This window comes from Caballeronia sp. KNU42, from assembly GCF_053760385.1.
The window spans coordinates 1,200,228-1,220,925 of record NZ_CM132389.1 but is presented as its reverse complement, the minus strand read 5'-3'; the positions used below and the strand labels follow the sequence as shown (position 1 = coordinate 1,220,925).

The following is a 20,698-nucleotide window of genomic DNA, read 5'->3' as shown; positions in this document are numbered from 1 at the left end:
GCATAACTGCCAACTTGGGCGGGTCGACTCCAAGAGGCCATGTTGTCCGTCAGGTGCGGTGCACTGTGAAGTTCAATGTCTCCGCTACGGCGCGACCGTTGATGGTTGTTTGATCCAGTAACGGCGTGTATGTTCGATGTCCGACTTCGCCCTCGGTCCGCATCCTGTCCCTTTCTTGTGTAACATTCCTATCCACATCCTGTGGCGTCTGTGGTTTGAGCTCGATCGTGTTGTCTCCTTGGGTATCAGTCAGCACAAAAACAGGCAGTTCACCCGGTTTCGGCATGTCCAAATAGACATGATTTCCCTGACCATGAAACTTGAATACTTCAAAGTTGTCCACTTCCACAGTGCCATTGAGTAGTCCGTGGTTACCGTGCATTACGAGAGTGTTCCCGCCGTCATTCCTCACCTCTAATTGATCAAATCCGGGGCCTCCGTCGACTTTCGCTTCTTTACCGGTGATACTCACGAAATCATCGCCCGCACCGGCGTTGATTTTTGTTCCCGCACCCGATGTCGATATGATCTTGTCGTTACCGGGCAATCCTGTACCATCAGGATTTATGTCATCTACTGATTTATTGTCGCTACCCATGACGTTAGTTAGACTGTTATTCGATGTATAGATAAGATTATTAGCTGGCCTGAGTTCTTCCCCGCTGCCAGGCTTGTCGTAGTTTGACGTTTTAAATCCAACAAATCCGTTCCCATAGGATGTAAATCCTGTACGGTTTTCCTTAGGATTGGAGTCGTAAGAATCATTATTCACCGCACCCGTATCACTTGGCGACAAGTTCTTGTATCGGAACACGTCTGTCACTGTAAACGGTGGCACCGCACCATTATTGGGGGTATCGACCATCGCACTCATCGGCCTTCCGTGCGCCCCCAAGGATAGTGTATTTACTCCTGAGGACGTTGTACCGTTCTGATTACCTTTGGCTGTCCATACGTAGTCGTATCTCTGATTCTCCTCTTTATTGAGAATCGTTTTCTGATTAAAAGTGTTTGTATCAGTGGCGAAGCTATGTGCCTGATCCAGCCCCTCCGCTACCACCGCTGCGCCGCCAAGAAATGACCCGGCTAAAGAGGTTGGCGCCGCTACACCGACGATACCGGAAGCCACACCAATGGCTCCTGCCGTAGCCTTGTAAGGGTTCCCGGCAGCCACACCGTCATACAGCTTGATCGCTGAATCCACGATGCCTGGAAGCGCGCCTATGTATCCATATGCAGACTTCATTTTCCCGCCAATGCCGAAAAGGTCATCCTTTTCCATCTGCTTCATAGCGAACGAGAAAGTATCAGATCCCACGCCTTTAGCGAAGTCGAATGTCGCCTTATTCTTTTGGTCAGAGGGCACTTCGCCCGACAATATATAAATCGTATCCGCAAATAGGCCTAATTCCTTTGCTCCAAACTTGGTCTCGGAGCTGGGATCGAACGTCGGCGACTTATATCCAAGGTTCTTCATGATATCAAGCGCAAGAGCTTCCTGCTTAACTGAATCCTTGAAATGCGGGGCGTTTGGCGATACGGGCGGCTTACTTCCGGCATCTCGATCGTACTGGTTAGTTTGGTCCGAATATGACGGATCAACTTTTATACCTGGATCGTCCAGGTTGCTTTTTCCGGAATATGCCGGCGAATAATTTTCAACGCTTTGGCCGTACTGGTCGTTATCACCGGAATATGATGGCGAATAATTTTCAACGCTCTGATCGTACAGGTTGTTATCTCCGAAAGATGATGGCGAATAAATTGTGGGTTGAGTATCGAAGTTAGCAGGACGACCGTCATCGATTAATCCTTCATTGCCGCCACCATCTTCAGATAAATCAACATAGCTGCGGTCGAAATCGCGATTGCGATAATTGGAATCCTGAACTTGTGTCATGTTTATTCCTTTTGGTGGTTTTGAGGCATTCATGCTACAGGCGCCTTCGGTGCCGTATGTCGTAAAGATCTATGACAAGGCTTACGAAACTCGAATTCGGAGTACTGGGTGGGAGTGCCGTTCACAACAGATCCAGGCAATGCACCTGTACGTTCAGAATTACGCCACGCCCCGTTCCGCGCGGGAGCGCTAGCCGTGTTCGCAACCATCGCGCGCTACGCGTGCGAGAGCCGCCCGCCAACGCTCCCTGGCATCGTCATGCCGGACCCGCTCAATGTTCCAGTTCCGCAGTGCTTCACCCGCATGCTGGCGCGCCAGCGCATGCCCGTGCTGCGCGTCGCTCAGTTGCTGCTGCAGCACAGGCGTTTGTGCGTCATGTGCACGGAGCGTCGCATGCCATTGCCGACCGGCCCCCTGATCGCGCCGGCAGAACGCGAGCACGCGCTGCCGCTCGACTGCGTGCCGCTCCAGTGCGGCGATCTGTTCCGACACCGCCGCTGCCGCCTCCTGCTCATGTCGGCGCGCCTCTGCCAGCGCGCGGAGCCTGCGGCGCACTCGCACGCCGCGTACCCTCGCGAGCAGCCCCCAAAGATCCGACTCCCGCGTCGCGTCGCGCATCACACCGTGGGCGCGCCCGCGCACAGCTCATGCAACAGCGCGCGCGTTTCGGACCACGAACTGCAACGATCGTACGGCTGACACAGAAAGCGCTGGATGTCAGGGCGCCGGTCGATCGCGTAATCCGTCCCGGCGTCGTTACCCCACTCGTATTCGCCGATCTGCAGCAACATCTCGACCTCCTCATACCGCGCCAGCCAGTCGCGCACGCGGTTGGCTTCGGCGCGCTGCGCGGCATCGGCAACGCGATTCATCAGGCGGCTGCGGCTGCGCAGAATGTCGATTGCCGGATAGTGCCCGGCCGCACCCAGTTTCGACGATAGCTGGATGTGACCGTCGAGCAGCGAGCGCGCCTCTTCCGCAACCGGATCGGACAGATCGGCCTCGTCTGCGAGCACAGTATAGAAAGCCGTGATGCTGCCTCGTGCCGTCACGCCGGCCGATTCGATCAGCCGCGGCAACTGCGCGAACACGCTCGGCGGAAAGCCGCCGCGCAGGGGTGGTTCCCCGACCGCCAAACCAAGCTCGCGCAACGCCCGCGCATAGCGCGTCAGCGAATCGAACAGGAGAAGCACATTGCGCCCCGTCGCTCGCAAGTCTGCCGCCACTTTGCCCGCGAGTTCCGCCGCTTTGATCCGCTCCGCAGCGGGACGGTCGGACGTCGAGGCAATCACGATCGTCGAGGCGCGCCGGTGTGCAAGATAGTCCTGGATGAATTCGGCCACCTCGCGGCCCCGCTCGCCGATCAGGGCCACCACGACCGCATCGGTCGATGCACCGTTGGCGATCATGCCCATGATCGTGCTCTTGCCTCCGCCTGCCGGCGCAAAGATGCCCGTGCGCTGGCCGACGCCGCACGTGAGCAGGCCGTCGATCGCGCGCACGCCGGTGGAAAACGGCGTGGTGATCACGGGCCGCTCCAGCGGATTGAGCGTCGCCCCGGCATCGACATGCAATGCCTCATCTGGTGCAAGGGGCCGTGGCGCAGGACTGCCGTCGAGCGGGTTGCCAAGGCCATCGATCACCCGTCCGAGCAGCCCCGCCGCATCGAACGCGCCCCACATCGAGCCACAGCCTTGCACCTCGGTGATATCCGAGAGGCCCGTCAAACCGGAGAGGGGCATGACGAGCGTACCGTCGTGCGTAAAGCCGACCACTTCGCCGTATTGCGCCTCCAAGGTATCGGGGCTCACCAGCCGCACCTTCTCGCCGATCCGCAACGACACGCCCACCACCCGCGCAACCACGCCGCGCGCTTCGATCACCCGGCCGCGCAGCGCCGGCGCCGAGGTCAACACCGGCACGCCATGTTCAGACGCACGCAAGATGTTCCGGGTCATGCCGCACCCAGCGTCACAACCGTCTGGACACGGTAGATATCGAGTGGAATCTCTTCGATCGCGAGCACAGGAACACGCCAGCCGAAGTCGCTGAACACACGCGCAAGGTGCGGACGCAGAACAGCATTCGTGACGACCACACGGATCCCTGACAGGTCCGCCGCAAGGATCTGTTGCACGTGGGTGAGTTGTTCGGCGGACAGCACACACTGGGGCTCACCGTCGATGCCGGTTCTGATCTGCGTCTCGAGACTGGCCTCCCATGCCGGATCCAGCACGGCCGCCGAAATTGTCCACGTATCCAGATCAGCATAACCGCGCGTCATTTGCCGTCCAAGCTTGATGCGCGCTTCCCGCACCATCCGGTCGATCGTGCGCTCACCCGCCGGCACGCGCACGACTGCTTCGAGGATCGCACGCAGGTTGCGAATCGGCACGCGCTGCTGCAGCAGTTGCCGCAGCACGCTCGCAATCTGCACCGTGCTCGCAGCCTGCGCCGCTTGCGCGACCAGCTCGCGAAATTCGATCGCCAGTTGATCGAGCAGGAAACGTGTCTCCTGCGTGCCGAGAAAATCGGCCGCCGAACGCTCGCAGATTTCAGCGAGGTGATCGCGTAAGGCTTCGTCGACGGTCGACTTGTTGATCTCCGGATCCGTGATCGATGCCGCCGTCGCGGCCGGCACCCAGACCGATTTCGCCGCGCGCGGACGGTAGCCCTCGATACCTTCGAACGCAATCAGGCTCTCGGCGCCGCTCACCAGCATGTGGGCGGCAATCAGCGTGCTGCTCGCAAACGGTACGTCCTCGATATCGACGATGTAGCGATCCGGATCGAGCCGTGGATCGCGGAGCAACGCAAGGCCTGGAAACGGCACGCCCAGTTCAACCATCAGTTGGCGGCGCAACTCGCCAAGCTGCCGGTTCAACGCCTCGGGCCGCAGCGCGTCGAAGGCCTTCAGGCCGAGGCGCAGCCGCAACGTCGCGCTGGTGCCCAGTTCGACATCGTCAAGGATGCGCGGCACATAGTTGCCGCCGTCGCGCGTCATCTGAGGCATCAGCGCGCGCTGCGAGTTCGTCGCAAGCGCGGCGTTGCGCATCAGCGTAATCGCCAGCGCAAGCAGCAGTCCGCCGGCAACCAGAAACTGAACGTGCGGAAAACCGGGAATCGCCGCCAACGAGAGACATGCAACACCGGCCATGCCGAGTGCTTTCGGATGCTGCGCCAGTTGCAGGTAGATGTCGGCGCCCAGATGCGAATCCGCGTTTTCGGCCGAAGCCACGCGCGTCACGAGGATGCCCGCCGCCACCGACACGATCAGCGACGGAATCTGCGACACCAGACCGTCGCCGACCGTGAGAATCGTGTAGGTATGCAGCGCGTCGCCAAACGACATGCCGCGCTGCGCGATGCCGACCGCCAGCCCGCCCACGATATTCACCAATGCGACGACGAGTCCCGCAACCGCGTCGCCCTTGACGAATTTCATCGCGCCGTCGAGCGAGCCGTAGAAGTACGTCTCACGCTCGAGCGCCGCGCGCATCCGGCTTGCCTGGGCGGCCGTGATCACCCCGTTGCGCATGTCGGCGTCGATGCTCATCTGGCGTCCCGGAATGCCGTCCAGCGTGAAACGCGCGGCCACTTCGGCGACCCGGTCTGCGCCCTTGGCAACGACGATGAACTGGATCGCGGCGAGCACGATAAACACCACCAGCCCGACCGCGACGTTGCCGCCCACCACCAATTCGCCGAATGCGCCGATGATCTGCCCGGCATGCGCATGCAACAGGATCATCTTGGTCGACGCAATCGCCAACGCGAGACGCAAAAGCGTAGTGAGCAGCAGCAGCGACGGAAAGCTTGCGAGATCAGCAGCCTTCGATACATACACGGTCGCGCTTAGCATAGTCAGGCTGACAGCGAAGCTCACACAGATGAACAGATCGAGCACGAACGGCGGCACGGGCACGATCAGCAGCGCGAGCACCGCAAGGATGCCGATACCAACTGCGAGGTCGGCGTGACGCGCAAAAAGGGAAGGGAGATCGTAACGGCTGAGAATGGAACGGTTCGACATTTTATTGGCCAAGCTCCCGATGAAGCGCGCGGCGACGGTTCTTTACGTAGGGGTCGCCTTCGTCGTCGCGGAATTCCCGTTTGATTTCGCTCTTGTCCATGCGCAAACCGCGCAGCCACAGAAAGCGCTGAATGAAATAATCGGCGGCAGCCGGCACGATCTGCGATGCCGCCATCCAGGCCAGCAGATGCGAGTGCGACATCGCCGTGTAGCCAAGGTGAACCGGCAACGAGAAGACCCAGATAGGAGCCAGCTGCCGCAGCCATGCGGCGAGCGCCTGCGCGAACAGAAATAGCAGGATCGTGAACTGGAGCAGCGTGAGCACGATGTCCCACAGCAAGCGCAGGCTGAACATCTGCTTGAGCCCGTTGACCGGGTTCAACCGCTTCAAGTCGGGTGTCACGCGCTTCCACGCGAGCAGGCCGCGCGTCTGCATCAATTCCGGCACCAGGACTGCGAGCGCGCCGATGCCGAGTGGAGTCAGGATTGCCGGCATGAACGCGCTCAGCGCGGCGAACGTCGACGCAAGCCGATCGCCGAATGCAACGGTGGCGTCGAGTGCCGTCATATGCGCCATCAGCCTCGTGCCCAACGCATACAGCCGCGGGGCCTCGATGAACAGATACAGCCACCAGCACAGGCCGCTGAACGCGACCGTCAGATGCGTGCTCTTCGAGATCTCGCCGTCCTTGCGCGCGCGGCGGATCCGCTTTGCGGTCGGGGCTTCAGTCTTGTCACTCATCGCAGATGGATCACTTGATCGAATGCGATTCGCAACTGGGCAAAAAGCGGCGGTACGCTGAGCATCGCGGCAAACGACAGGATCATTGCCTTGACGGTGCGTGCTGTGGCAAACGGATTGAGCCGCCTTGCGTGCCGCGACATCAACCCGAAGGCCATATCGATCAGCAGCGCGAGACCGAGCAACGGACTGGCGAGCCGTACGCCTTCAGTCAGCGCGCCGGGCAGCTCACGCAACGCAATGTCCCGGAACAAGTCGCTCAGATCGATGTGCAAACGGCCCGGCGGCCATAACACCCACGCATCCGTGAAAAAGCCAAACAGAAGCGGCAGGCCTGGTCCCGTAAAGAGCGTCAGCGCCGCAAATTGAGAAAACATCGTTTCGAATAGCGCCGCCTCGTGCTGGAAGTGCGGATCGTAAATCGACGCGCTGGAGTAGCCGCCCTGCTGGTCGAGTATTGCGCCCGCCGCGCCGGCCGCATGAAAGATCGTGCCGAGCAGCAGGCCAAGCGCAATACCGGTCACCGCTTCGACACAGATGGCCGGTAGCAGTGGCGCCGGCCAGCCGGTCTGTTGAGGCAGCATGGCCAACGCAATCAGCATTGGCAGGCGCAGCAGGATACCGAGTGAACCACTCTGGCCAAACGGTATCAGGAACAACGCCACTGCGGGCCTGATCGCACAGAACGCAAAACCCTGGAGATAGTCGGTGTAGTTCATGTTCAATGCAGTCGCCCTGCAGCAATGAAGGTGAACACATGAGCGAGAAAGCGCATGACCTCGCGGCTTGCCCATGGTCCGGTAACCATCAGCACCGCACCGACGCAGATAATCTTTGCGCCGTAAGGCAGGCTCTGATCCTGGATCTGCGTGACCGACTGCAACAGCCCGATCAGCAAACCGACGAGGGTCGCCACAGCGAGCGCCGGCAGCGACAACCAGAACACCAGCATGAGTGCGTCGCTGGACAACGTGGAAAGGGACGGGACGCTGTTCATTTTGCATAGCTGACGATTAGCCCGTGCATCAGCTTCGAGATGCCTGACACGGACACGAAGATGAAAAGCTTCAATGGAATCGAAACCGTGCTTGGCGAGAGCATCATCATGCCCATCGCGGTCAGCACGTTGGCGACGACCAGATCCACCACCAGAAACGCGATATAGAGCAGGAAGCCCGCCTCGAACCCGCTCGATATTTCACTGATCAGAAACGCCGGAATCAGCAGTTGGAGATCAGTCTCGCGGGCGTCGTGTCCGGGATCGATCCGCTTCGCGGCGCCGACGAGAAACTTCCGCTCGTCGGGCCGCGAATGCTTCAGCATGAATTCGCCGAGCGGACCGCGCACCGCCTGCCACAGTTCAGTAGGACGCGGCATCGCCACTTCGCCGCTGTCGCCCGCCGGCAGCGCGGCTTCGATCTTCGTGACGGTAGGCGACATCACGACCAGAGTCGCCGCGAGCGCGATCCCCGAGATCACCAGGTTGCTCGGCGCCTGCTGCACGCCGAGCGCCGAGCGCAGCAGCGTGAGCACAATGCTGAACTTCGTGAATGAAGTCGTCATCACGACCGCAAGCGGCAGCAGACCCAGCATGAAGAACATGCCGACGGTTTGCAGCTGATCGAGTTGGGGTGTCATGCCGGCAGATCCTCATGGGTTAGCCGCGTCACGCGCACGCCTAACGAACCTTCTATGTCGATCAGCTCGCCACGCGCAAACGGAATGCCCTGGCACAGCAGCGTGACGGTTCGCTCACGCGCGGGCAGCCGGAACGCGACGATCGATCCGTGGCGCAGATGGGCCAGTTCAGCGACTGACAACGACACCGTGGCGAGCATCGCGTCGAACGCGAACGTCAGCGAGTCGATAGGCAACAACTCGCTGGTCAATTCAGCGGGCGGGGTTTGATCGTTCAGTACATGGTCTATCAAGGTATGCTCCTCAGTGAACTTCAACAAAATCCGGCACGCGCCCAACTTCAAGGGCACGCGCAGGCAACACGAATGACGGTCGAGCAGCAGGGCATCGCCCACCGCGATCTTGCGCAAACGCGCGAGCGACATCGACGGGCCGGGCATGCAGATTGGCATCCGCACGTACAGGCGACGCAGCAACGCGTCGCTCGACAGCGGCGCCGGTATGTGGCGCTGCAGCCAGGCGTCGACCGCGGGACTGAAAAACGAGAAATGAGCGGCACGAGCGCTCGCGGCATGCGTGACGGCAATGCCGTATGCGCCCGGCTGCGTGAATGCATCGAAAGCGACAGCGGTGACTTCGATCGTGAAGCCGAACAGCCCTTCGAGCGCGCACAACCAGTCGCTCAGCGCATCAACAACATGCATCAGGGCTGCGTCACCCCGCTCGGCGACGACCGACGGCGCAAGTTCCGGCAGCAGCGCACCGGCGTCACACGCTGCGCTAAACGGCGCTTGCGCTGCCGTGCCGGACAGCAGCAATGGATAGCGCTCGCGGCACGGTTCGAACTCCAGCATGAAGCGGCGCGTGCCGACGCCCACCGCCCGTGGCTGGCCGAAGTGCCGGATCGCCAGGTTATTGCGTTCGGCGTCAGCCTCGGCGAGGGTTTCCATGTTTGGCCAGATCGTCATGCCGCCTCCCGCATGAACCGGCGCGCAAAGACGCGGGACGGCATTGGCGTAGGCGGCTGCGGATCGGTGGGCCGCGGCGGCGGGAGCGGAGGCGCCTGTGGTGCGGCCAGCACGGCGAGCGTCTGCCGCACGCCATTCTCGATGCTCTCGAGCGTCGTGCGCCCCGAACTGTCAGCCAGGTCGTAGGTACGCAGCACTTGCGCAACGCCATCCCGGATGCCGTGCTCCAACGCCCGCAGTTGTGCCTTCAGGCCGCCATCAATCACGCCGGCCTCGGTTTCGATGACGCACGAATGAGCAGGCAATCCCGCATCGGCCAATACGGTGCAAAACGGCGCTCCGAGTTCCTGCTCGATCGCTGCGATCAGTTGTGCGGCTTCGTTGAATACCGCCGCGGGAACGCGAACCGATACCAGTCGTTGCGACTGCGACACGGCAACTGCGCGGCGCAACTGGTTGGTCAACGCAGCCGACGGCGGCAGTCCGCCGACAATATCGCTCACCGCGCTCAGAACGATCTGAGCCAACCGGTCCTGCAAGCGATGCGCGGCGAAGGCCGTGGCAACCGCGCGTCCGACCTGTTCACGCAACGCAGCGGCCTTACCGGACGAGTGACCGTGACGCCACGCGCGACGTTTGAGTTCACGCACCCGCATGGCGAAGTCAGCGCGCTCTCGCGCCGCTTCGGCTGCGCGATCTGCTTCGACGGCACGAAGGCCTTCGAGCGATGCCAGTTCGTGCGCGCTCAAATGCCCGTCCGACTCGATTCGCCACGCACCCATTCGACAGATCAGCATGAGCGCGCCTCCATCAAACGCCGCGCGTCGGCGACCAGCTCCCGCGCATCGCGCGGCGACAATCCGTCCACGCGGAAGTGAGTCGCGGCTTCAGCTATGTCACGCGGCAGGCGAAGGCTCCACCAGAATGCATAGCGGGGGTCCGCCGCCGCGTGCATTGCAAGCGCCAGCCCGAGGGCCGTCATGTCACGCCGGCTGGATAGCGATGGTTGCGGCTCGACGTTCAGGTCAGCCGCGTCGGCACGCGGGTGCCGTTGAATCGCCACAAGCAGATGCGGCGCGACGCTCACCGCTAGCGCCGCACGCGCTCTTGCGGCGACCACACGGCGCAGCGAACGGGCGAATGCGAGCGCGGCAACGATCCGGCACAAGCGTGCGCTAGCCGGCCGCGGCCAGAGCGGCAGGACTGCCGGCACGTCGGCAAGCACCACCTGGACGAGTTGCGGATAGCGGCGAAACAGAAAAACATGGGCGGCGCGCGCGGCACGCTCGTGACGAATTTTCTGCCCGGCTTCCAGCCAGCTGTGATGTGCCCAGTGGGCAGGCGCGCAGGTATAAGCGTGCTTCATTCGTCGTCTCCAATACGGGTTGTGGATTGCGACGGACCGGCTCCGGCGTGCGCAGTGTCGGGTGTGTTCGCGTCACGCGCATCAGGTGGCCCTTGGTGCGCAGACTGCCCGGAAGCTTCAGGTGTTACCCCGGCGCCGGCGCCGCGCTCCTTCCGCTTGAACCACGTGCGCGCTGCCGAATGCCAGAACCACATGAAGCCGGCCACCAGCAGCACGAGCACGGCCGACAGGTACAGCATGGCCGTCGCGCGTAACGAAGCCTTGCCGCTATCGCGCCCACAGGCCGTCGCCTCGACCGCGCCTGCGGCACTCGCGGCGCCGGCGACTTCGCCCTCCGCGCAATCGCCCGGGAAGCTCAGCACCGGCGTCACCGCCAGCAAGGTCAGCGACACGTGCTCGGGCGTCAGCCCTTCCACACTGCCGGCCACTAGCGCGCGAATCCGGTCACGCATCAGTTCGAGGTTGTAGTCGCTGCGGTAGCGCATCATCACGGACGCCGACGGCAGCGTGTCCTGCGCGGGATCCATCGGATCCTTTTCGGGCAACACGATGTGCACGCGGGCGAGCAGGACGCCATCGATCTTTTCGAGCGTTTCGGACAGTTCCTGCGACAGCCCATACACGTAGCGCACACGGTCTTCCCCCGGGCTCGATATCAGCCCCTGGCGGCTGAACAGGTCGCCCAGATTCGCGTGGCCGCCGCGCGGCAGTGCGTACGCGCTGGCCAGCTCGGTCGCGATCACCGCATCGGTGTCGTCGACCGAGATGTTCCAGGTCCGGTCCGCGTTGCGCTCCTTATAGCCGGTGATGCCGTGATGGCTCAGCGCGGCGATGATGCGGTTCGCCTGGTCCTCGTCCAGGCCTTCAAAAAGCGAGGTTCTGCAGCCGACGAGGAAAAGCAGGACCGGCAGCAGGATCAGAGTGCGGCGCATCAGCTTCGTTGGGTCAGCGTCTGGATTGCGCGGCCGATCTCGTCGGCCACGCGCACCGTCATCTGCACCTTCACGGCGAAGGCGCCCATGTCAGCCTGGAGACGCAGCATGTCTGACGTCGAGACGCGGCCAGAGTCGAGTTGATCGAGGTGCTGCGACAGTTGCTGCGCCGACGCATCCTGCGCGTTCTGCGCGTGCGTCAGCAGACGCTCGACCAGCGAAGCGCTGTCGCCCGTACCGTCGCCGGACACGCTCGCGGCTGGAGCCGCGGGGGACAATGGGCCGGCTTGCGTCGGCATGGTGGTGACCGGGGGTTGCAACATATCAATGCCTGCCTAGATTAGTCAGTCGTTCTATGGTTGAAAAAGGAGCCGCAGAGGGCGTGGCGCGAGCGGCGCGGGTATAAGGTGCGCATTCAGGCAGATTCAGAAATGCCGCCGCCATCGAATTTGCGGCAGGTTCGTCGCTGTCTCCCACCGCCGTCAGCGTGCGCGCGCCGAGCTCGTAGTGGCCTTCGAAAATCTGGCACACGCCGAGCCAGGCGCGTGCCAGCGCGCTGTCCGGCACAACTTCGATCGCTATGCTGAACAGCAGCGACGCGCCGCGGTAGTTCGCACGATCGAGTTCGACAAGCCCCTTCCCGAGGTACGGAAAGGCCCGCCGCGGATACAGCAAGACCAGTCGATCGAACAAGTAGCGCGCCTCGTCGAAGCGTCGGTGGATGCGAGCGTAGTGGCCGATTGAAATCAGTAGTTCCAGTGTGTCGTCCTGCATCTGCAATTGCTCCCAAAGACGCCGCCATGGCGTCTTTGTCCTGGTTAAAAAAACGTTACTTGGAGGCGCGCGCCGTTTCCTTCTGCGCGTCGGTCAAGCCCTGAATACAGGACGTTGCGGCGCTTTGGGTCGTGTTGACCGAGCCCATCGCCTGCTGGACCTTCAGCATTGCGACGTTCTGCTGCTTGTCGTCCGCGACTTCGGCCTGCTTCAATTTGTTGTCGAAGTCCTTGTTCTGCTTCTCAAGAATCTTCGCCAGCACTTCGACAACCTTCTGTGCCGACACACCTCCCGTGTCGCCAACCACCGAAGTGCCACCACCACCGCTGCTGAGACCGCCGCCGCCCGAATTCGGAGACATCGTCGTGTTTACATCACTCATTTTTTGGATTCCTAAATTTAATCCCGAGCGTTTTTGAAGCTTGCGCTTCGTTCAACCACCTGCCGAGCCGCTCGCAAACACTCGACAAGGAGAGCCAGTTCATTGTTCACAGCCGGCGCCGCTGTCACCAGCGCGGCGCACATGCGGTCAATCTCGGCCGTCAGCCGTGCTGCGATCATCTCGCGGCCGCCGCAGCCGTCGGCAAGTTGATCCTCAAGGGGTAAATGGGCGCACGCGCCAAGCGTGCTTTTACCGGCATTTTCTGGGGGCATGGGCAGTATCCATAAAAAATTCGTATTCCGAACCATCATCGTCGCGCACGACATACGCGGAACAGGTCGATATTCGCGTCACCCGCCCGATGGACAGTCGTGCACCCGGGAAGTAGCGCACGCCCTGCGCATCCGTAAGCCACACCGCGTGAGGGCTGGCGAGCAGATTCATGCCAAGCGCTTCGAGCGGCACACGCACCCGTTCGCCGTCCTGCGCGTGACCGGGAAAAGTGAGGCCGCCCAAACCTCCGATCTCGGCGCGCGCCAGGCGGACGACGCGCGCGTAGTCCCACGATTCGGGCGACAGAAACCCCTGGGCTTCGGGCAGCATCGCAGTGAACGTACCAGGCTGCGTGGAGCTCAGCGTGGCGCCACGGTAGTAGCGCGCGAGAAATTCGCCAACCTGCTCCTGCAACTGCGCAAGCACGATCACATGCATTACCGGCGAGCGCTTCTGCGACCACGCGCTAGCGGTCAGCGCTGACAGATCGGCAGCCGACTGTACGTAGCCTTCGTAGATGAGCGCACCGGACTTCGAGTCAATATGTGTCGTCACCAGACGGAACGCTTCGTTGGGACGCATCGCGCGTGGTACGCCGGACCATTGATTTGACACGATCCACGTCAGCAGCACGAACACGAACGGCGATCCGAGGACTACTGCTTTTGTCACGGGCGACGCATCCGACCAGCGTCTGGCGAGAAACACAAGCGGCGCATGGCGTAGCAGATAGTCGCGCTCGGCGTTACGCGTCATCGTCGCGCCCGGCGCATGGCGGCCACTGAACTGAAATGTCACGACACCTACTGAAAACCGCGCACCGTGCGCAAGCGTCACGCGCCGCCCCGGCGGCACGGGCCGGCCGAACACCGCAACCTTCGCACGGTGAGGGACCAGTGCGAGCGCCGTACCTCGCAATTCAACGGTGGCATGCAGTGGTTCGACGCCCTGGTCGATCACCATCAGGTCGGCATCGGCGCCGCTGCCTATGCGCAACTGCCGGCCGGCCGGCACCACTACGCTCGCGCCGGTATGCACGCCGTCCATGACGACAATCAGGGCATCAGCGGTCATAGCGCTTCTCCCACGGCATCGTGCGCGCCAGCGGCAAAACTGGCGATGACGAAAGCGCCGGCGACGATGATTGCGGCATGTTTCCCGCAGCGACCTGCTCCAGAGTCCGCGGCCCAACCTCGACGCTGGACGCGACAGCGACCCTCGTATGAACCGGTTCCGCAGAACCTGCCGCGACACCGGGAGACATCCGTACCGGCGCCCGCAGCAGAGTCGCCACAACAGCCCTTTGCTCCGGGATGGCCGCAGGACCCGGACTTTCGGCGCCCGTCGTCGTTCCCGCGACGGCTGGCGCCACGTTCGGCGCTCCATCGACCGACATGCGTTTGAGGCGCGGCGTGATCAGGATCAATCGCTCAAGACGATCGTGCGTGGTCCGGGTATCGCGGAAAAGCGCGCCAAGAAACGGCACGTCGCCAAGCACCGGCACCTTCGATGTGGTGCTCTCGCTGCGCTCGTATTGATAACCGCCTATCAGCAGACTCTCGCCATCGCGCACGATCGCCTGAGTGACGACTGAATGATTGTCCACTTTAGGAATGCCATCCACCGTCATCAGCGTGTTGAATGCGCCGTCTTCGATCTGAATGCTGAGCCGTATATTGCGGCGCGGCTCGCCGCTCGATTCAATGCTCGGCGTCACTTTCAGCGTCAGCCCTGTGTCGATGTTGAAGAGGTCGACGGCCTGGTTGCCCGCCACGCGCACGTACACCGAGCTGCGCGAAGTCAGGGCCGCTTCCGTGTTGTTTAGCGTGAGCACTTGCGGGCGCGACAGAACCCGTGCCTTACCGGCCTCTTCCAACGCCTGGATCTGTGAGAACAGGTACTGCGCCGAATTACCGACCAGCGTCGCGAGATTCAGTCCGGCCATCGCGCTAGCCGGCGTCATCAAGTCAGCGGCGCCGAAGCTCAGCGGCGCGCTCGAGGTTCCCACGGCGCCGTTGATCCGGCCATTGGCGCCGCCCCACCGTACCCCGAGCGAGCGCGCCGCGTTCGACGACACGTCGATCACGACCGCGTCGATCTCGACCAATTCCTGCGGCTGGTCGAGCATCGCGATCGCGCGCTCGTAGTTCGGCATCATCGACACGATGTCGCTGATCACCACCGCGTTGGTGCGCTGGTCCGCGACGATGTTGCGGCGCGCCGGCGTCGCAGCGGGCTGCGCGGTGTCAGAGTCAGGCAGTGACGTTCGCGCACCCCCGCCTTCGGACGATACGCTGCCAAGACCAAAGCCAAGCAGGCCTGGCAGCGGCGGCGGGCCGCCGCGCGCATCGCCGGGCGTGCGCGCTGTGCGCGGCGCAGTAGGCTGCCAGGTGTCCGACATCAACCGGCGCAGGAGTGACGCAATGCCGAGCACGGTCTGCTCCTGCGCCCCGACCGTGTAGCGTACGTCCTGCGCCTGTGCGTAGCGCAGCGGGAAAACGCGGATGACGGTCTCATCGAATGACGGCTCGACCGTAGTCTGGCGCTGCGCCTTGTCGATCGCCTCCGCCACTGCCTCGACGAATTTCGATGGACCCGCAACCTTGACCGTGCTCGCCGAGTATTTGATCGGCAGGCGGGGGTCGTCGAGATCCAGGTTTCGAAGCAACGACGCGACCGCCTCGCGGGTCATTGGCGCAAACGGGATGACCCGGCTGCGCACGTCCGAAGCCGTCGCGACATGCATCGCCTTGCCGTCGAAATACCAGACAAGGCCGTAAGCCTCCACTAGCTGGATGAAGACGTTGCCCGGCGTGTCGTCGAAGCGGCCGTTGACCGCTCCTTTTACGTCGCGGCCGATGTCAGCGCTCAGGCCTTCGACGGCGAGCATGTCGCGCAACACATCGGGTAGTGGCGCGCCGTTCACTGCGTAGTGAATCGGAGCGCCTTGCCAAACGGGGGTCGCGGCGTCGGCCGCTGCCATCAGCAAGACGGGACAGGCTACGCCGAGCAGCCCCACGAAGTGGCGCACGGCGGCCCCGATCGCGCACTGCGGCAGGAGCGAAACCCGGCGTCCCTTCTCGATGATCGAATCAGTGGGCCACATCTTTAACATTGAAAATCCCTGGCTGCGATTATTGACTACGTTAGCCAGAAATTTAATGCCGTTTCAACGCCCTCTGGTCATACACATGTATGCCACTCGCCGAAGATCAAATGCGCCGCGTCGCCGTTGATTCAAAGCACTCTCAAAGCACGACGTCTGTCCGCGCATCGAATTCATTTAGATGAATGCTTATCTTAAAAATAAAGTGGAGTTACACATGATCGCAAGTCGTATATCTGTACGACCCTGCCGGGTTAACGCTGAGAGAGGATTGACGAACCGCCAACCCTATTAGTTCGATCATGACAAATGAACCATTCGATCCGAGCCGCAATTCTCCGATTTTATCGAACTCATACTGGGCATTAATAGACTTTGAGTCTCTAATAGAGGATTTGCACCTATGGATTTCAGGCCCGCCAGCTCCTAGAGACGCAGCGACATGAGAATGACACAGTACTGCAACTTCAGTCCTCAACTTGCAAAACCAAGGCTACGCTCCATTAGGATCAACGGATTCGCAACATGTCTGCGGCTCGAGGAGATTTACTGGCGGATCATCGAAGAAATTGCACGCAGGGAGTCTCTAACAGTTGGCAAGCTAATCTCGAAATGGGCTATCGATATTGATATGACGCAAGAAACCGTCTGCAATTTTACCGGATTTATCAGAATCATCTGTGTCACCCAAATAATCGAACAACGGCATCTGATTGATATGAAGACCCTCGACCCAGATGCGCCAGTCAATTCGCTTCAATAACCTGCAAGGAGGTTCACCGGAATAAAAATAGCCATTTTTCTTATGCATTGCTGCGAATGCAGAGCACGACGCGCAATTACTGTGCGAAGCGCAACCGGTCAGTTTAAATTTTTAATATCAAGGATCTGTTAATGACAAATGCAATCAACAGCATCGGCAGCACGCCCGCGCCGGCGCAAAGCAGCGTGCGGACCGATGTCCACTTGAGCTCGGTGCGCACGTTCTCGCCTGACACCGCCGGTAATACCGGCAATACGCAATCGACCTCGGCGACATCACATCAAAACGCTGGCAATGCAGCCGCGGACGGTAGCGGTGACAGTAGCGCAGCGAAGGGCGGAGGCGGTAGCGACAAGTCGGGAGAAGCGATGAGCCAGATCATGGATTTCATCAAAACGGCTATCTCCGCCGCGACGCAGCTGGTTTCGCCAATTGTCGACATGATCACGTCGATGGTGGGCAAAGCAGGTACCTCGGGTACGTCGGGTAAGGACGCCGCTTGACGAAGCCCTGAACATCCGGCCGTCGCGCAACCTCGGCCGGTCTCGGGGCGGCATCCGGCATGCCGCCCCGTTTCGAATCACGCTCCCTCAGGATGCAATGAATAATTCCCCCGTGCTTGGCCGTGTCGATCTCCAGCGAATCGACAGACTCGTACGACGCTCCAATGCGGAGTCGCACACGGCCATTACTGGTTTTGTCGACGGCGGCCATCGCCACGTCTGCGAAATGCTGCGCAGCGCCGTACCGCCGGACGCGATCGTGCAGCGTTTCCTCGACGAATTGCAATTGATGAAGGATTACGTGGGCACCTCGTACCGCGTGTCGCGGATCTCTTGCGACGGGCTCGCCGCGCTACAACGCAGCCGAAGCCGGTATTTTGTCGACCTCGGCGTGCAGTGCGCCTTTATCCTGCCGGGCAACGCCGCCGCGTGGGCGATTAACGCTGTGCAAGCGCAAGCGCACGACAGTGCGTACCGGCTATTCTCGATCTTTGACGAATCGGTCCCGCAGAAGAATCTGTCGACAGCCCTGCTCGCCGATCATGTCGTCGTGCCACCCGGCACTCCGCTGCGTCTGACGGGCCTGCGCGCCTTGCGGAGCCGAGCTGCAAAGGGTCCTGGCCAGCCTCGCATCATCGCGCATTTCGCCCGCGCCGACCCCGCGTGCGGCACACCTTACGACCTCTACAACGGTGCACGAGCCAGCTGACACAGTAGCCGGCATGTGCGCTTTTACCAACATATGCGGTCACCCCGCGGGAAACACCTGACTCTCAAATGGAGTCTGACGTAACGAGCCCGTGGCAGTTGCCTGATTTCCTAAGCGGGACCGTTCAGGCCGGGCGGCAACTCGCCAATTTGCCGGAACAAGCCCAGCCAGTCCTCGAGGTGCCACGTCTTGGCGACGCGGTCATCGCGGAATTCATGGAAGGAATGAATCGCGAACTCGACCACCTTGGATGTCGCTGGAATGCCCATGAGCGGTCCCGACTGCGTGCCCGTCACCTTTGCACGCACGCCGACCATCGCATCGTGGATCAGGACATTGAGCAGCGTGATTTTCATATCGGGCAATGCGTGCAATAGATCCGCAAGCATGGGCGCGATCTGCTCCGCGCCGATCGCCTGTCCCGATGCGCTTGGCAGATACTGCCAGTCAGGTGTGACGGCCGTGCGCAGGAGCGCTATATCCGCAAGCTCGATGGCGCGATAAAAGCGCGTGATGACCTCGTTCGTGGCGGCGTGCCCGGTGTCGTTCGATGCAGTCATGGTCGGTCCTTATCGGCGCTCATGAGGCGTTCATGAGACGCGCATAGGCAAGCAGTCGGCCCCGCTTCCTTATGCCGTATCGCATCTGCACATTCGCACAGGACAGGGTTTTAGCAATGATAAGCCACTTGGCAGACAGCATCTGAGCACGCAACAGAACGCTTTACTCACGCAGGAAAGTCCGTCGAACGCGACAACGTCTCCCAGGTCTGCAGCTCCTGCTCGACAAAGGCATGCTTCTCACGAACCCGCGTCAGCGCGTCCGTGCCTAACTGAAGCCGCAACGGCGGATTCGCGGCCGACACCAACGTCAGCAGCGCTTGCGCGAGCCTCTTGGGGTCTCCGGGTTGCCGACCGTTGAATGCGCTCGCTGACGCCCGCACCTTGCCGGCGGTTTCGGCATAATCCGCGATCACGTCCTTAGCTTCCATCGCAGACGATGAGTCGAGAAAGTCGGTTCGGAAATAACCTGGCTCGACGACCGTGACATGAACGCCGAGCGGCGAAAGTTCTGCGTGAAGCGCTTCGGAAAGCCCTTCCACGGCGAACTTGGTCGAGCCGTACACGCCGAAACCCGCACCCACCCGATACCCGCCCAGCGACGACATGTTGATCACATGCCCCGATCTCTGGCTGCGCATTTGCGGCAGCACGGCGCGTGTGACATTCAGCAGACCCATCACGTTGGTGTCGAAAATACTACGGACCTCGTCGGCACTGGTCTCTTCGACTGCCCCCGCCAAGCCATAACCGGCGTTGTTGACAAGCACGTCGATGCGGCCGAAACGCTCCACCGCCAGCTTGACGGCTTGATGAGCCGCGGCCTCGCTGGTGACATCCAGATCGACAGCCAACAGGCCCGGCTGCGAACCAAGCGCGTCGGTTACTGCGCTCGATTTCCGGGCCGTGGCAACCACGGCGTCACCTTGAGCGAGCGCCGCAGCGGTAATCTCGGCGCCCATTCCACGCGATGCGCCAGTGATCATCCAGACGCGCCTGAAGCCTGTTTGCTCGGTCATTTCGAAGCTCTCCGGTCGATTCGGCGACCGGGAATCCGGTTGCCATGACGCAAATCCTACGCATCCGATTCAGCTTGAAAAAGCGTATCGAGGTACATTCGCTTTGAACTGCAAGTTCATAATGGAGCGATGCATGGACAAGGATCTCCTGGACGGCGTGGCCATGTTCCTTGCGGTGGCCGAGCATAAGAGCTTTACAACCGCGGCCTCTCGCCTGCAGGTTTCGCCCACGGCAGTCAGTAAATCGATCCGGCTGCTGGAGCGGCGTCACGGCGTGTCGCTGTTTCAGCGCACCACCCGGAAAGTCGCGTTGACCGAGGCAGGGGTCTCGCTATTCGAGCGCTTGCGTCCGGCCGTTGAAGACATCGACGGTGCGTTTGAGGCGCTCAACAGCTTTCGCGACAATGCCTCCGGCACGCTACGCATCACGATGACCCGTTCCGCCTGCACGCTGCTGATCGAGCCGATGATCGAACAGTTTCGCGTGGCGCATCCCGACGTGCATCTGGACCTGACGCTCGATGAAGGCTTCGTGGATCTCGTGGAAAGCGGCTTCGATGCCGGCATCCGCCTGGGCGAAGCCCTCGCGAAAGACATGGTGGCTTTGCGCCTCACGCCGGACGCCGTCTGGTCGGTGGTCGGCAGCCCCGCGTATTTCGCCAGGGCGGGACGTCCCAAGACACCGCAAGACTTGATGAATCACGAAGGCATTCAGTATCGCTTCGTGAAATCGGGCGTCATCCACCGATGGGATTTTCTGGTCGACGGCGGCAAAGTCATGATCGACGTCGACAGCCGCTTGACGGTTAATGATCGAAGATCCTTGATCAGCTTTGCACGCATGGGGCTTGGGCTTGCGTACGTCGCAGATTTCGAAGCCGGGCGTGAGCTGGCGGCGGGTGAACTCGAACAAGTGTTGCTGCCCTTTACCCCTCCCGGCGACGGCCTGTATTTGTATTTCCCTGTCCGCACGCAATCGCAGGCAAAGCTCAGGGCATTGATCGATGCGTTGAAGCCTGAGCGCTAAGCT

The 20,698-nt window shown here is 61.3% G+C and carries 24 protein-coding genes; 4 read left to right on the top strand and 20 right to left on the bottom strand.

The genetic code is table 11. The features are described 5' to 3' along the window. Nucleotides 1-49 precede the first annotated feature (49 nt). The 18 genes from ACSOSP_RS24630 to sctC form a co-directional block, all read right to left on the bottom strand. Nucleotides 50-1,933 carry a hypothetical protein gene (locus ACSOSP_RS24630; protein ID WP_455313513.1) on the bottom strand — a complete coding sequence of 628 codons (1,884 nt, stop codon included), beginning with the start codon at nucleotides 1,931-1,933 and terminating at the stop codon, nucleotides 50-52. 156 nt (nucleotides 1,934-2,089) lie between these two features. Next, complete coding sequence (locus tag ACSOSP_RS24625; protein WP_455313512.1) at nucleotides 2,090-2,392, bottom strand: hypothetical protein; 303 nt, start codon at nucleotides 2,390-2,392, stop codon at nucleotides 2,090-2,092. 125 nt (nucleotides 2,393-2,517) lie between these two features. Next, a complete protein-coding gene (locus tag ACSOSP_RS24620) occupies nucleotides 2,518-3,858 on the bottom strand; it encodes a FliI/YscN family ATPase (RefSeq protein ID WP_455313511.1) in 1,341 nt (446 codons plus the stop codon). Beyond that, nucleotides 3,855-5,933 (bottom strand): flagellar biosynthesis protein FlhA, encoded by a 2,079-nt coding sequence (locus ACSOSP_RS24615; RefSeq protein WP_455313510.1) that lies wholly within the window; start codon nucleotides 5,931-5,933, stop codon nucleotides 3,855-3,857. Before ACSOSP_RS24615 ends, ACSOSP_RS24620 begins: the two co-directional genes overlap by 4 nt. Before the next feature lies 1 nt (nucleotide 5,934). Next, nucleotides 5,935-6,675 (bottom strand): EscU/YscU/HrcU family type III secretion system export apparatus switch protein, encoded by a 741-nt coding sequence (locus ACSOSP_RS24610; RefSeq protein WP_455313509.1) that lies wholly within the window; start codon nucleotides 6,673-6,675, stop codon nucleotides 5,935-5,937. Beyond that, nucleotides 6,672-7,394 carry an EscT/YscT/HrcT family type III secretion system export apparatus protein gene (locus ACSOSP_RS24605; RefSeq protein ID WP_455313508.1) on the bottom strand — a complete coding sequence of 241 codons (723 nt, stop codon included), beginning with the start codon at nucleotides 7,392-7,394 and terminating at the stop codon, nucleotides 6,672-6,674. The genes ACSOSP_RS24610 and ACSOSP_RS24605 overlap by 4 nt, the downstream gene beginning before the upstream one ends. Nucleotides 7,395-7,396: 2 nt before the next feature. Then, complete coding sequence (gene sctS, locus ACSOSP_RS24600) at nucleotides 7,397-7,672, bottom strand: type III secretion system export apparatus subunit SctS (protein ID WP_455313507.1); 276 nt, start codon at nucleotides 7,670-7,672, stop codon at nucleotides 7,397-7,399. Further along, on the bottom strand, nucleotides 7,669-8,313 hold the full coding sequence (gene sctR / locus ACSOSP_RS24595) for a type III secretion system export apparatus subunit SctR (protein ID WP_455313506.1): 645 nt from the start codon (nucleotides 8,311-8,313) through the stop codon (nucleotides 7,669-7,671). The genes sctS and sctR overlap by 4 nt, the downstream gene beginning before the upstream one ends. After that, on the bottom strand, nucleotides 8,310-9,281 hold the full coding sequence (locus ACSOSP_RS24590) for a FliM/FliN family flagellar motor switch protein (protein ID WP_455313505.1): 972 nt from the start codon (nucleotides 9,279-9,281) through the stop codon (nucleotides 8,310-8,312). Before ACSOSP_RS24590 ends, sctR begins: the two co-directional genes overlap by 4 nt. After that, on the bottom strand, nucleotides 9,278-10,078 hold the full coding sequence (locus ACSOSP_RS24585) for a FliH/SctL family protein (protein ID WP_455313504.1): 801 nt from the start codon (nucleotides 10,076-10,078) through the stop codon (nucleotides 9,278-9,280). The genes ACSOSP_RS24590 and ACSOSP_RS24585 overlap by 4 nt, the downstream gene beginning before the upstream one ends. After that, nucleotides 10,072-10,647, bottom strand: a complete 576-nt coding sequence (locus tag ACSOSP_RS24580) for a hypothetical protein (RefSeq protein ID WP_455313503.1) — start codon at nucleotides 10,645-10,647, stop codon at nucleotides 10,072-10,074. Before ACSOSP_RS24580 ends, ACSOSP_RS24585 begins: the two co-directional genes overlap by 7 nt. Further along, nucleotides 10,644-11,579: a type III secretion system inner membrane ring lipoprotein SctJ gene (sctJ, locus tag ACSOSP_RS24575; protein ID WP_455313502.1), complete on the bottom strand. Its 936-nt coding sequence runs from the start codon at nucleotides 11,577-11,579 to the stop codon at nucleotides 10,644-10,646. The genes ACSOSP_RS24580 and sctJ overlap by 4 nt, the downstream gene beginning before the upstream one ends. Further along, nucleotides 11,579-11,902, bottom strand: a complete 324-nt coding sequence (locus ACSOSP_RS24570) for an acyl carrier protein (RefSeq protein ID WP_455313501.1) — start codon at nucleotides 11,900-11,902, stop codon at nucleotides 11,579-11,581. Before ACSOSP_RS24570 ends, sctJ begins: the two co-directional genes overlap by 1 nt. A 1-nt stretch (nucleotide 11,903) precedes the next feature. Next, the gene (locus ACSOSP_RS24565; RefSeq protein ID WP_455313663.1) at nucleotides 11,904-12,353 is read right to left on the bottom strand and encodes a tetratricopeptide repeat protein; all 450 of its coding nucleotides are present in this window, start codon (nucleotides 12,351-12,353) and stop codon (nucleotides 11,904-11,906) included. Nucleotides 12,354-12,408: 55 nt separating this feature from the next. Then, a complete protein-coding gene (locus tag ACSOSP_RS24560; protein WP_455313500.1) occupies nucleotides 12,409-12,735 on the bottom strand; it encodes a hypothetical protein in 327 nt (108 codons plus the stop codon). Between the two features lie 17 nt (nucleotides 12,736-12,752). Further along, complete coding sequence (locus ACSOSP_RS24555; RefSeq protein WP_455313499.1) at nucleotides 12,753-13,007, bottom strand: hypothetical protein; 255 nt, start codon at nucleotides 13,005-13,007, stop codon at nucleotides 12,753-12,755. After that, complete coding sequence (locus ACSOSP_RS24550; protein WP_455313498.1) at nucleotides 12,985-14,082, bottom strand: FHA domain-containing protein; 1,098 nt, start codon at nucleotides 14,080-14,082, stop codon at nucleotides 12,985-12,987. Before ACSOSP_RS24550 ends, ACSOSP_RS24555 begins: the two co-directional genes overlap by 23 nt. Continuing rightward, entirely contained in the window at nucleotides 14,072-16,123 is a 2,052-nt protein-coding gene (gene sctC, locus ACSOSP_RS24545) for a type III secretion system outer membrane ring subunit SctC (protein WP_455313497.1), read from the bottom strand. Before sctC ends, ACSOSP_RS24550 begins: the two co-directional genes overlap by 11 nt. Before the next feature lie 433 nt (nucleotides 16,124-16,556). Here sctC and ACSOSP_RS24540 point away from each other — a divergent pair, with 433 nt between their 5' ends. The 3 genes from ACSOSP_RS24540 (at nucleotide 16,557) to ACSOSP_RS24530 (ending at nucleotide 18,089) form a co-directional block, all read left to right on the top strand. Next, nucleotides 16,557-16,877, top strand: coding sequence for a ribbon-helix-helix domain-containing protein (locus ACSOSP_RS24540; protein ID WP_455313496.1), 321 nt, complete (start codon nucleotides 16,557-16,559; stop codon nucleotides 16,875-16,877). 131 nt (nucleotides 16,878-17,008) lie between these two features. After that, nucleotides 17,009-17,380 carry a hypothetical protein gene (locus ACSOSP_RS24535; RefSeq protein WP_455313495.1) on the top strand — a complete coding sequence of 124 codons (372 nt, stop codon included), beginning with the start codon at nucleotides 17,009-17,011 and terminating at the stop codon, nucleotides 17,378-17,380. A 97-nt stretch (nucleotides 17,381-17,477) separates the two neighbouring features. After that, nucleotides 17,478-18,089, top strand: coding sequence for a hypothetical protein (locus tag ACSOSP_RS24530; RefSeq protein WP_455313494.1), 612 nt, complete (start codon nucleotides 17,478-17,480; stop codon nucleotides 18,087-18,089). 110 nt (nucleotides 18,090-18,199) lie between these two features. Here the strand turns inward: ACSOSP_RS24530 and ACSOSP_RS24525 are convergent, their stop codons facing one another. Further along, the gene (locus ACSOSP_RS24525; protein ID WP_455313493.1) at nucleotides 18,200-18,649 is read right to left on the bottom strand and encodes an ester cyclase; all 450 of its coding nucleotides are present in this window, start codon (nucleotides 18,647-18,649) and stop codon (nucleotides 18,200-18,202) included. A gap of 167 nt (nucleotides 18,650-18,816) precedes the next feature. Beyond that, nucleotides 18,817-19,668, bottom strand: a complete 852-nt coding sequence (locus ACSOSP_RS24520; protein ID WP_455313492.1) for an oxidoreductase — start codon at nucleotides 19,666-19,668, stop codon at nucleotides 18,817-18,819. 133 nt (nucleotides 19,669-19,801) lie between these two features. Between ACSOSP_RS24520 and ACSOSP_RS24515 the strand changes: the two genes are divergently transcribed. Then, on the top strand, nucleotides 19,802-20,695 hold the full coding sequence (locus ACSOSP_RS24515) for a LysR family transcriptional regulator (protein ID WP_455313491.1): 894 nt from the start codon (nucleotides 19,802-19,804) through the stop codon (nucleotides 20,693-20,695). The last annotated feature ends 3 nt before the right edge of the window (nucleotides 20,696-20,698 follow it).

Excerpts from the sequence above, each read along its gene's own strand:
- ACSOSP_RS24620 (WP_455313511.1), bottom strand. The coding sequence starts at position 3,858 with ATGACCCGGAACATCTTGCGTGCGTCTGAACATGGCGTGCCGGTGTTG.
- sctS (WP_455313507.1), bottom strand. The coding sequence starts at position 7,672 with ATGAACAGCGTCCCGTCCCTTTCCACGTTGTCCAGCGACGCACTCATG.
- ACSOSP_RS24590 (WP_455313505.1), bottom strand. The coding sequence starts at position 9,281 with ATGACGATCTGGCCAAACATGGAAACCCTCGCCGAGGCTGACGCCGAA.
- ACSOSP_RS24520 (WP_455313492.1), bottom strand. The coding sequence starts at position 19,668 with ATGACCGAGCAAACAGGCTTCAGGCGCGTCTGGATGATCACTGGCGCA.
- ACSOSP_RS24585 (WP_455313504.1), bottom strand. The coding sequence starts at position 10,078 with ATGCTGATCTGTCGAATGGGTGCGTGGCGAATCGAGTCGGACGGGCAT.
- ACSOSP_RS24515 (WP_455313491.1), top strand. The coding sequence starts at position 19,802 with ATGGACAAGGATCTCCTGGACGGCGTGGCCATGTTCCTTGCGGTGGCC.
- sctJ (WP_455313502.1), bottom strand. The coding sequence starts at position 11,579 with ATGCGCCGCACTCTGATCCTGCTGCCGGTCCTGCTTTTCCTCGTCGGC.
- ACSOSP_RS24630 (WP_455313513.1), bottom strand. The coding sequence starts at position 1,933 with ATGAATGCCTCAAAACCACCAAAAGGAATAAACATGACACAAGTTCAG.
- ACSOSP_RS24610 (WP_455313509.1), bottom strand. The coding sequence starts at position 6,675 with ATGAGTGACAAGACTGAAGCCCCGACCGCAAAGCGGATCCGCCGCGCG.
- ACSOSP_RS24525 (WP_455313493.1), bottom strand. The coding sequence starts at position 18,649 with ATGACTGCATCGAACGACACCGGGCACGCCGCCACGAACGAGGTCATC.
- ACSOSP_RS24555 (WP_455313499.1), bottom strand. The coding sequence starts at position 13,007 with ATGCCCCCAGAAAATGCCGGTAAAAGCACGCTTGGCGCGTGCGCCCAT.
- ACSOSP_RS24560 (WP_455313500.1), bottom strand. The coding sequence starts at position 12,735 with ATGAGTGATGTAAACACGACGATGTCTCCGAATTCGGGCGGCGGCGGT.
- ACSOSP_RS24570 (WP_455313501.1), bottom strand. The coding sequence starts at position 11,902 with ATGTTGCAACCCCCGGTCACCACCATGCCGACGCAAGCCGGCCCATTG.
- sctC (WP_455313497.1), bottom strand. The coding sequence starts at position 16,123 with ATGTTAAAGATGTGGCCCACTGATTCGATCATCGAGAAGGGACGCCGG.
- ACSOSP_RS24535 (WP_455313495.1), top strand. The coding sequence starts at position 17,009 with ATGACAAATGCAATCAACAGCATCGGCAGCACGCCCGCGCCGGCGCAA.
- ACSOSP_RS24580 (WP_455313503.1), bottom strand. The coding sequence starts at position 10,647 with ATGAAGCACGCTTATACCTGCGCGCCTGCCCACTGGGCACATCACAGC.
- ACSOSP_RS24605 (WP_455313508.1), bottom strand. The coding sequence starts at position 7,394 with ATGAACTACACCGACTATCTCCAGGGTTTTGCGTTCTGTGCGATCAGG.
- ACSOSP_RS24540 (WP_455313496.1), top strand. The coding sequence starts at position 16,557 with ATGAGAATGACACAGTACTGCAACTTCAGTCCTCAACTTGCAAAACCA.
- ACSOSP_RS24550 (WP_455313498.1), bottom strand. The coding sequence starts at position 14,082 with ATGACCGCTGATGCCCTGATTGTCGTCATGGACGGCGTGCATACCGGC.
- ACSOSP_RS24530 (WP_455313494.1), top strand. The coding sequence starts at position 17,478 with ATGAATAATTCCCCCGTGCTTGGCCGTGTCGATCTCCAGCGAATCGAC.
- ACSOSP_RS24565 (WP_455313663.1), bottom strand. The coding sequence starts at position 12,353 with ATGCAGGACGACACACTGGAACTACTGATTTCAATCGGCCACTACGCT.
- sctR (WP_455313506.1), bottom strand. The coding sequence starts at position 8,313 with ATGACACCCCAACTCGATCAGCTGCAAACCGTCGGCATGTTCTTCATG.
- ACSOSP_RS24615 (WP_455313510.1), bottom strand. The coding sequence starts at position 5,933 with ATGTCGAACCGTTCCATTCTCAGCCGTTACGATCTCCCTTCCCTTTTT.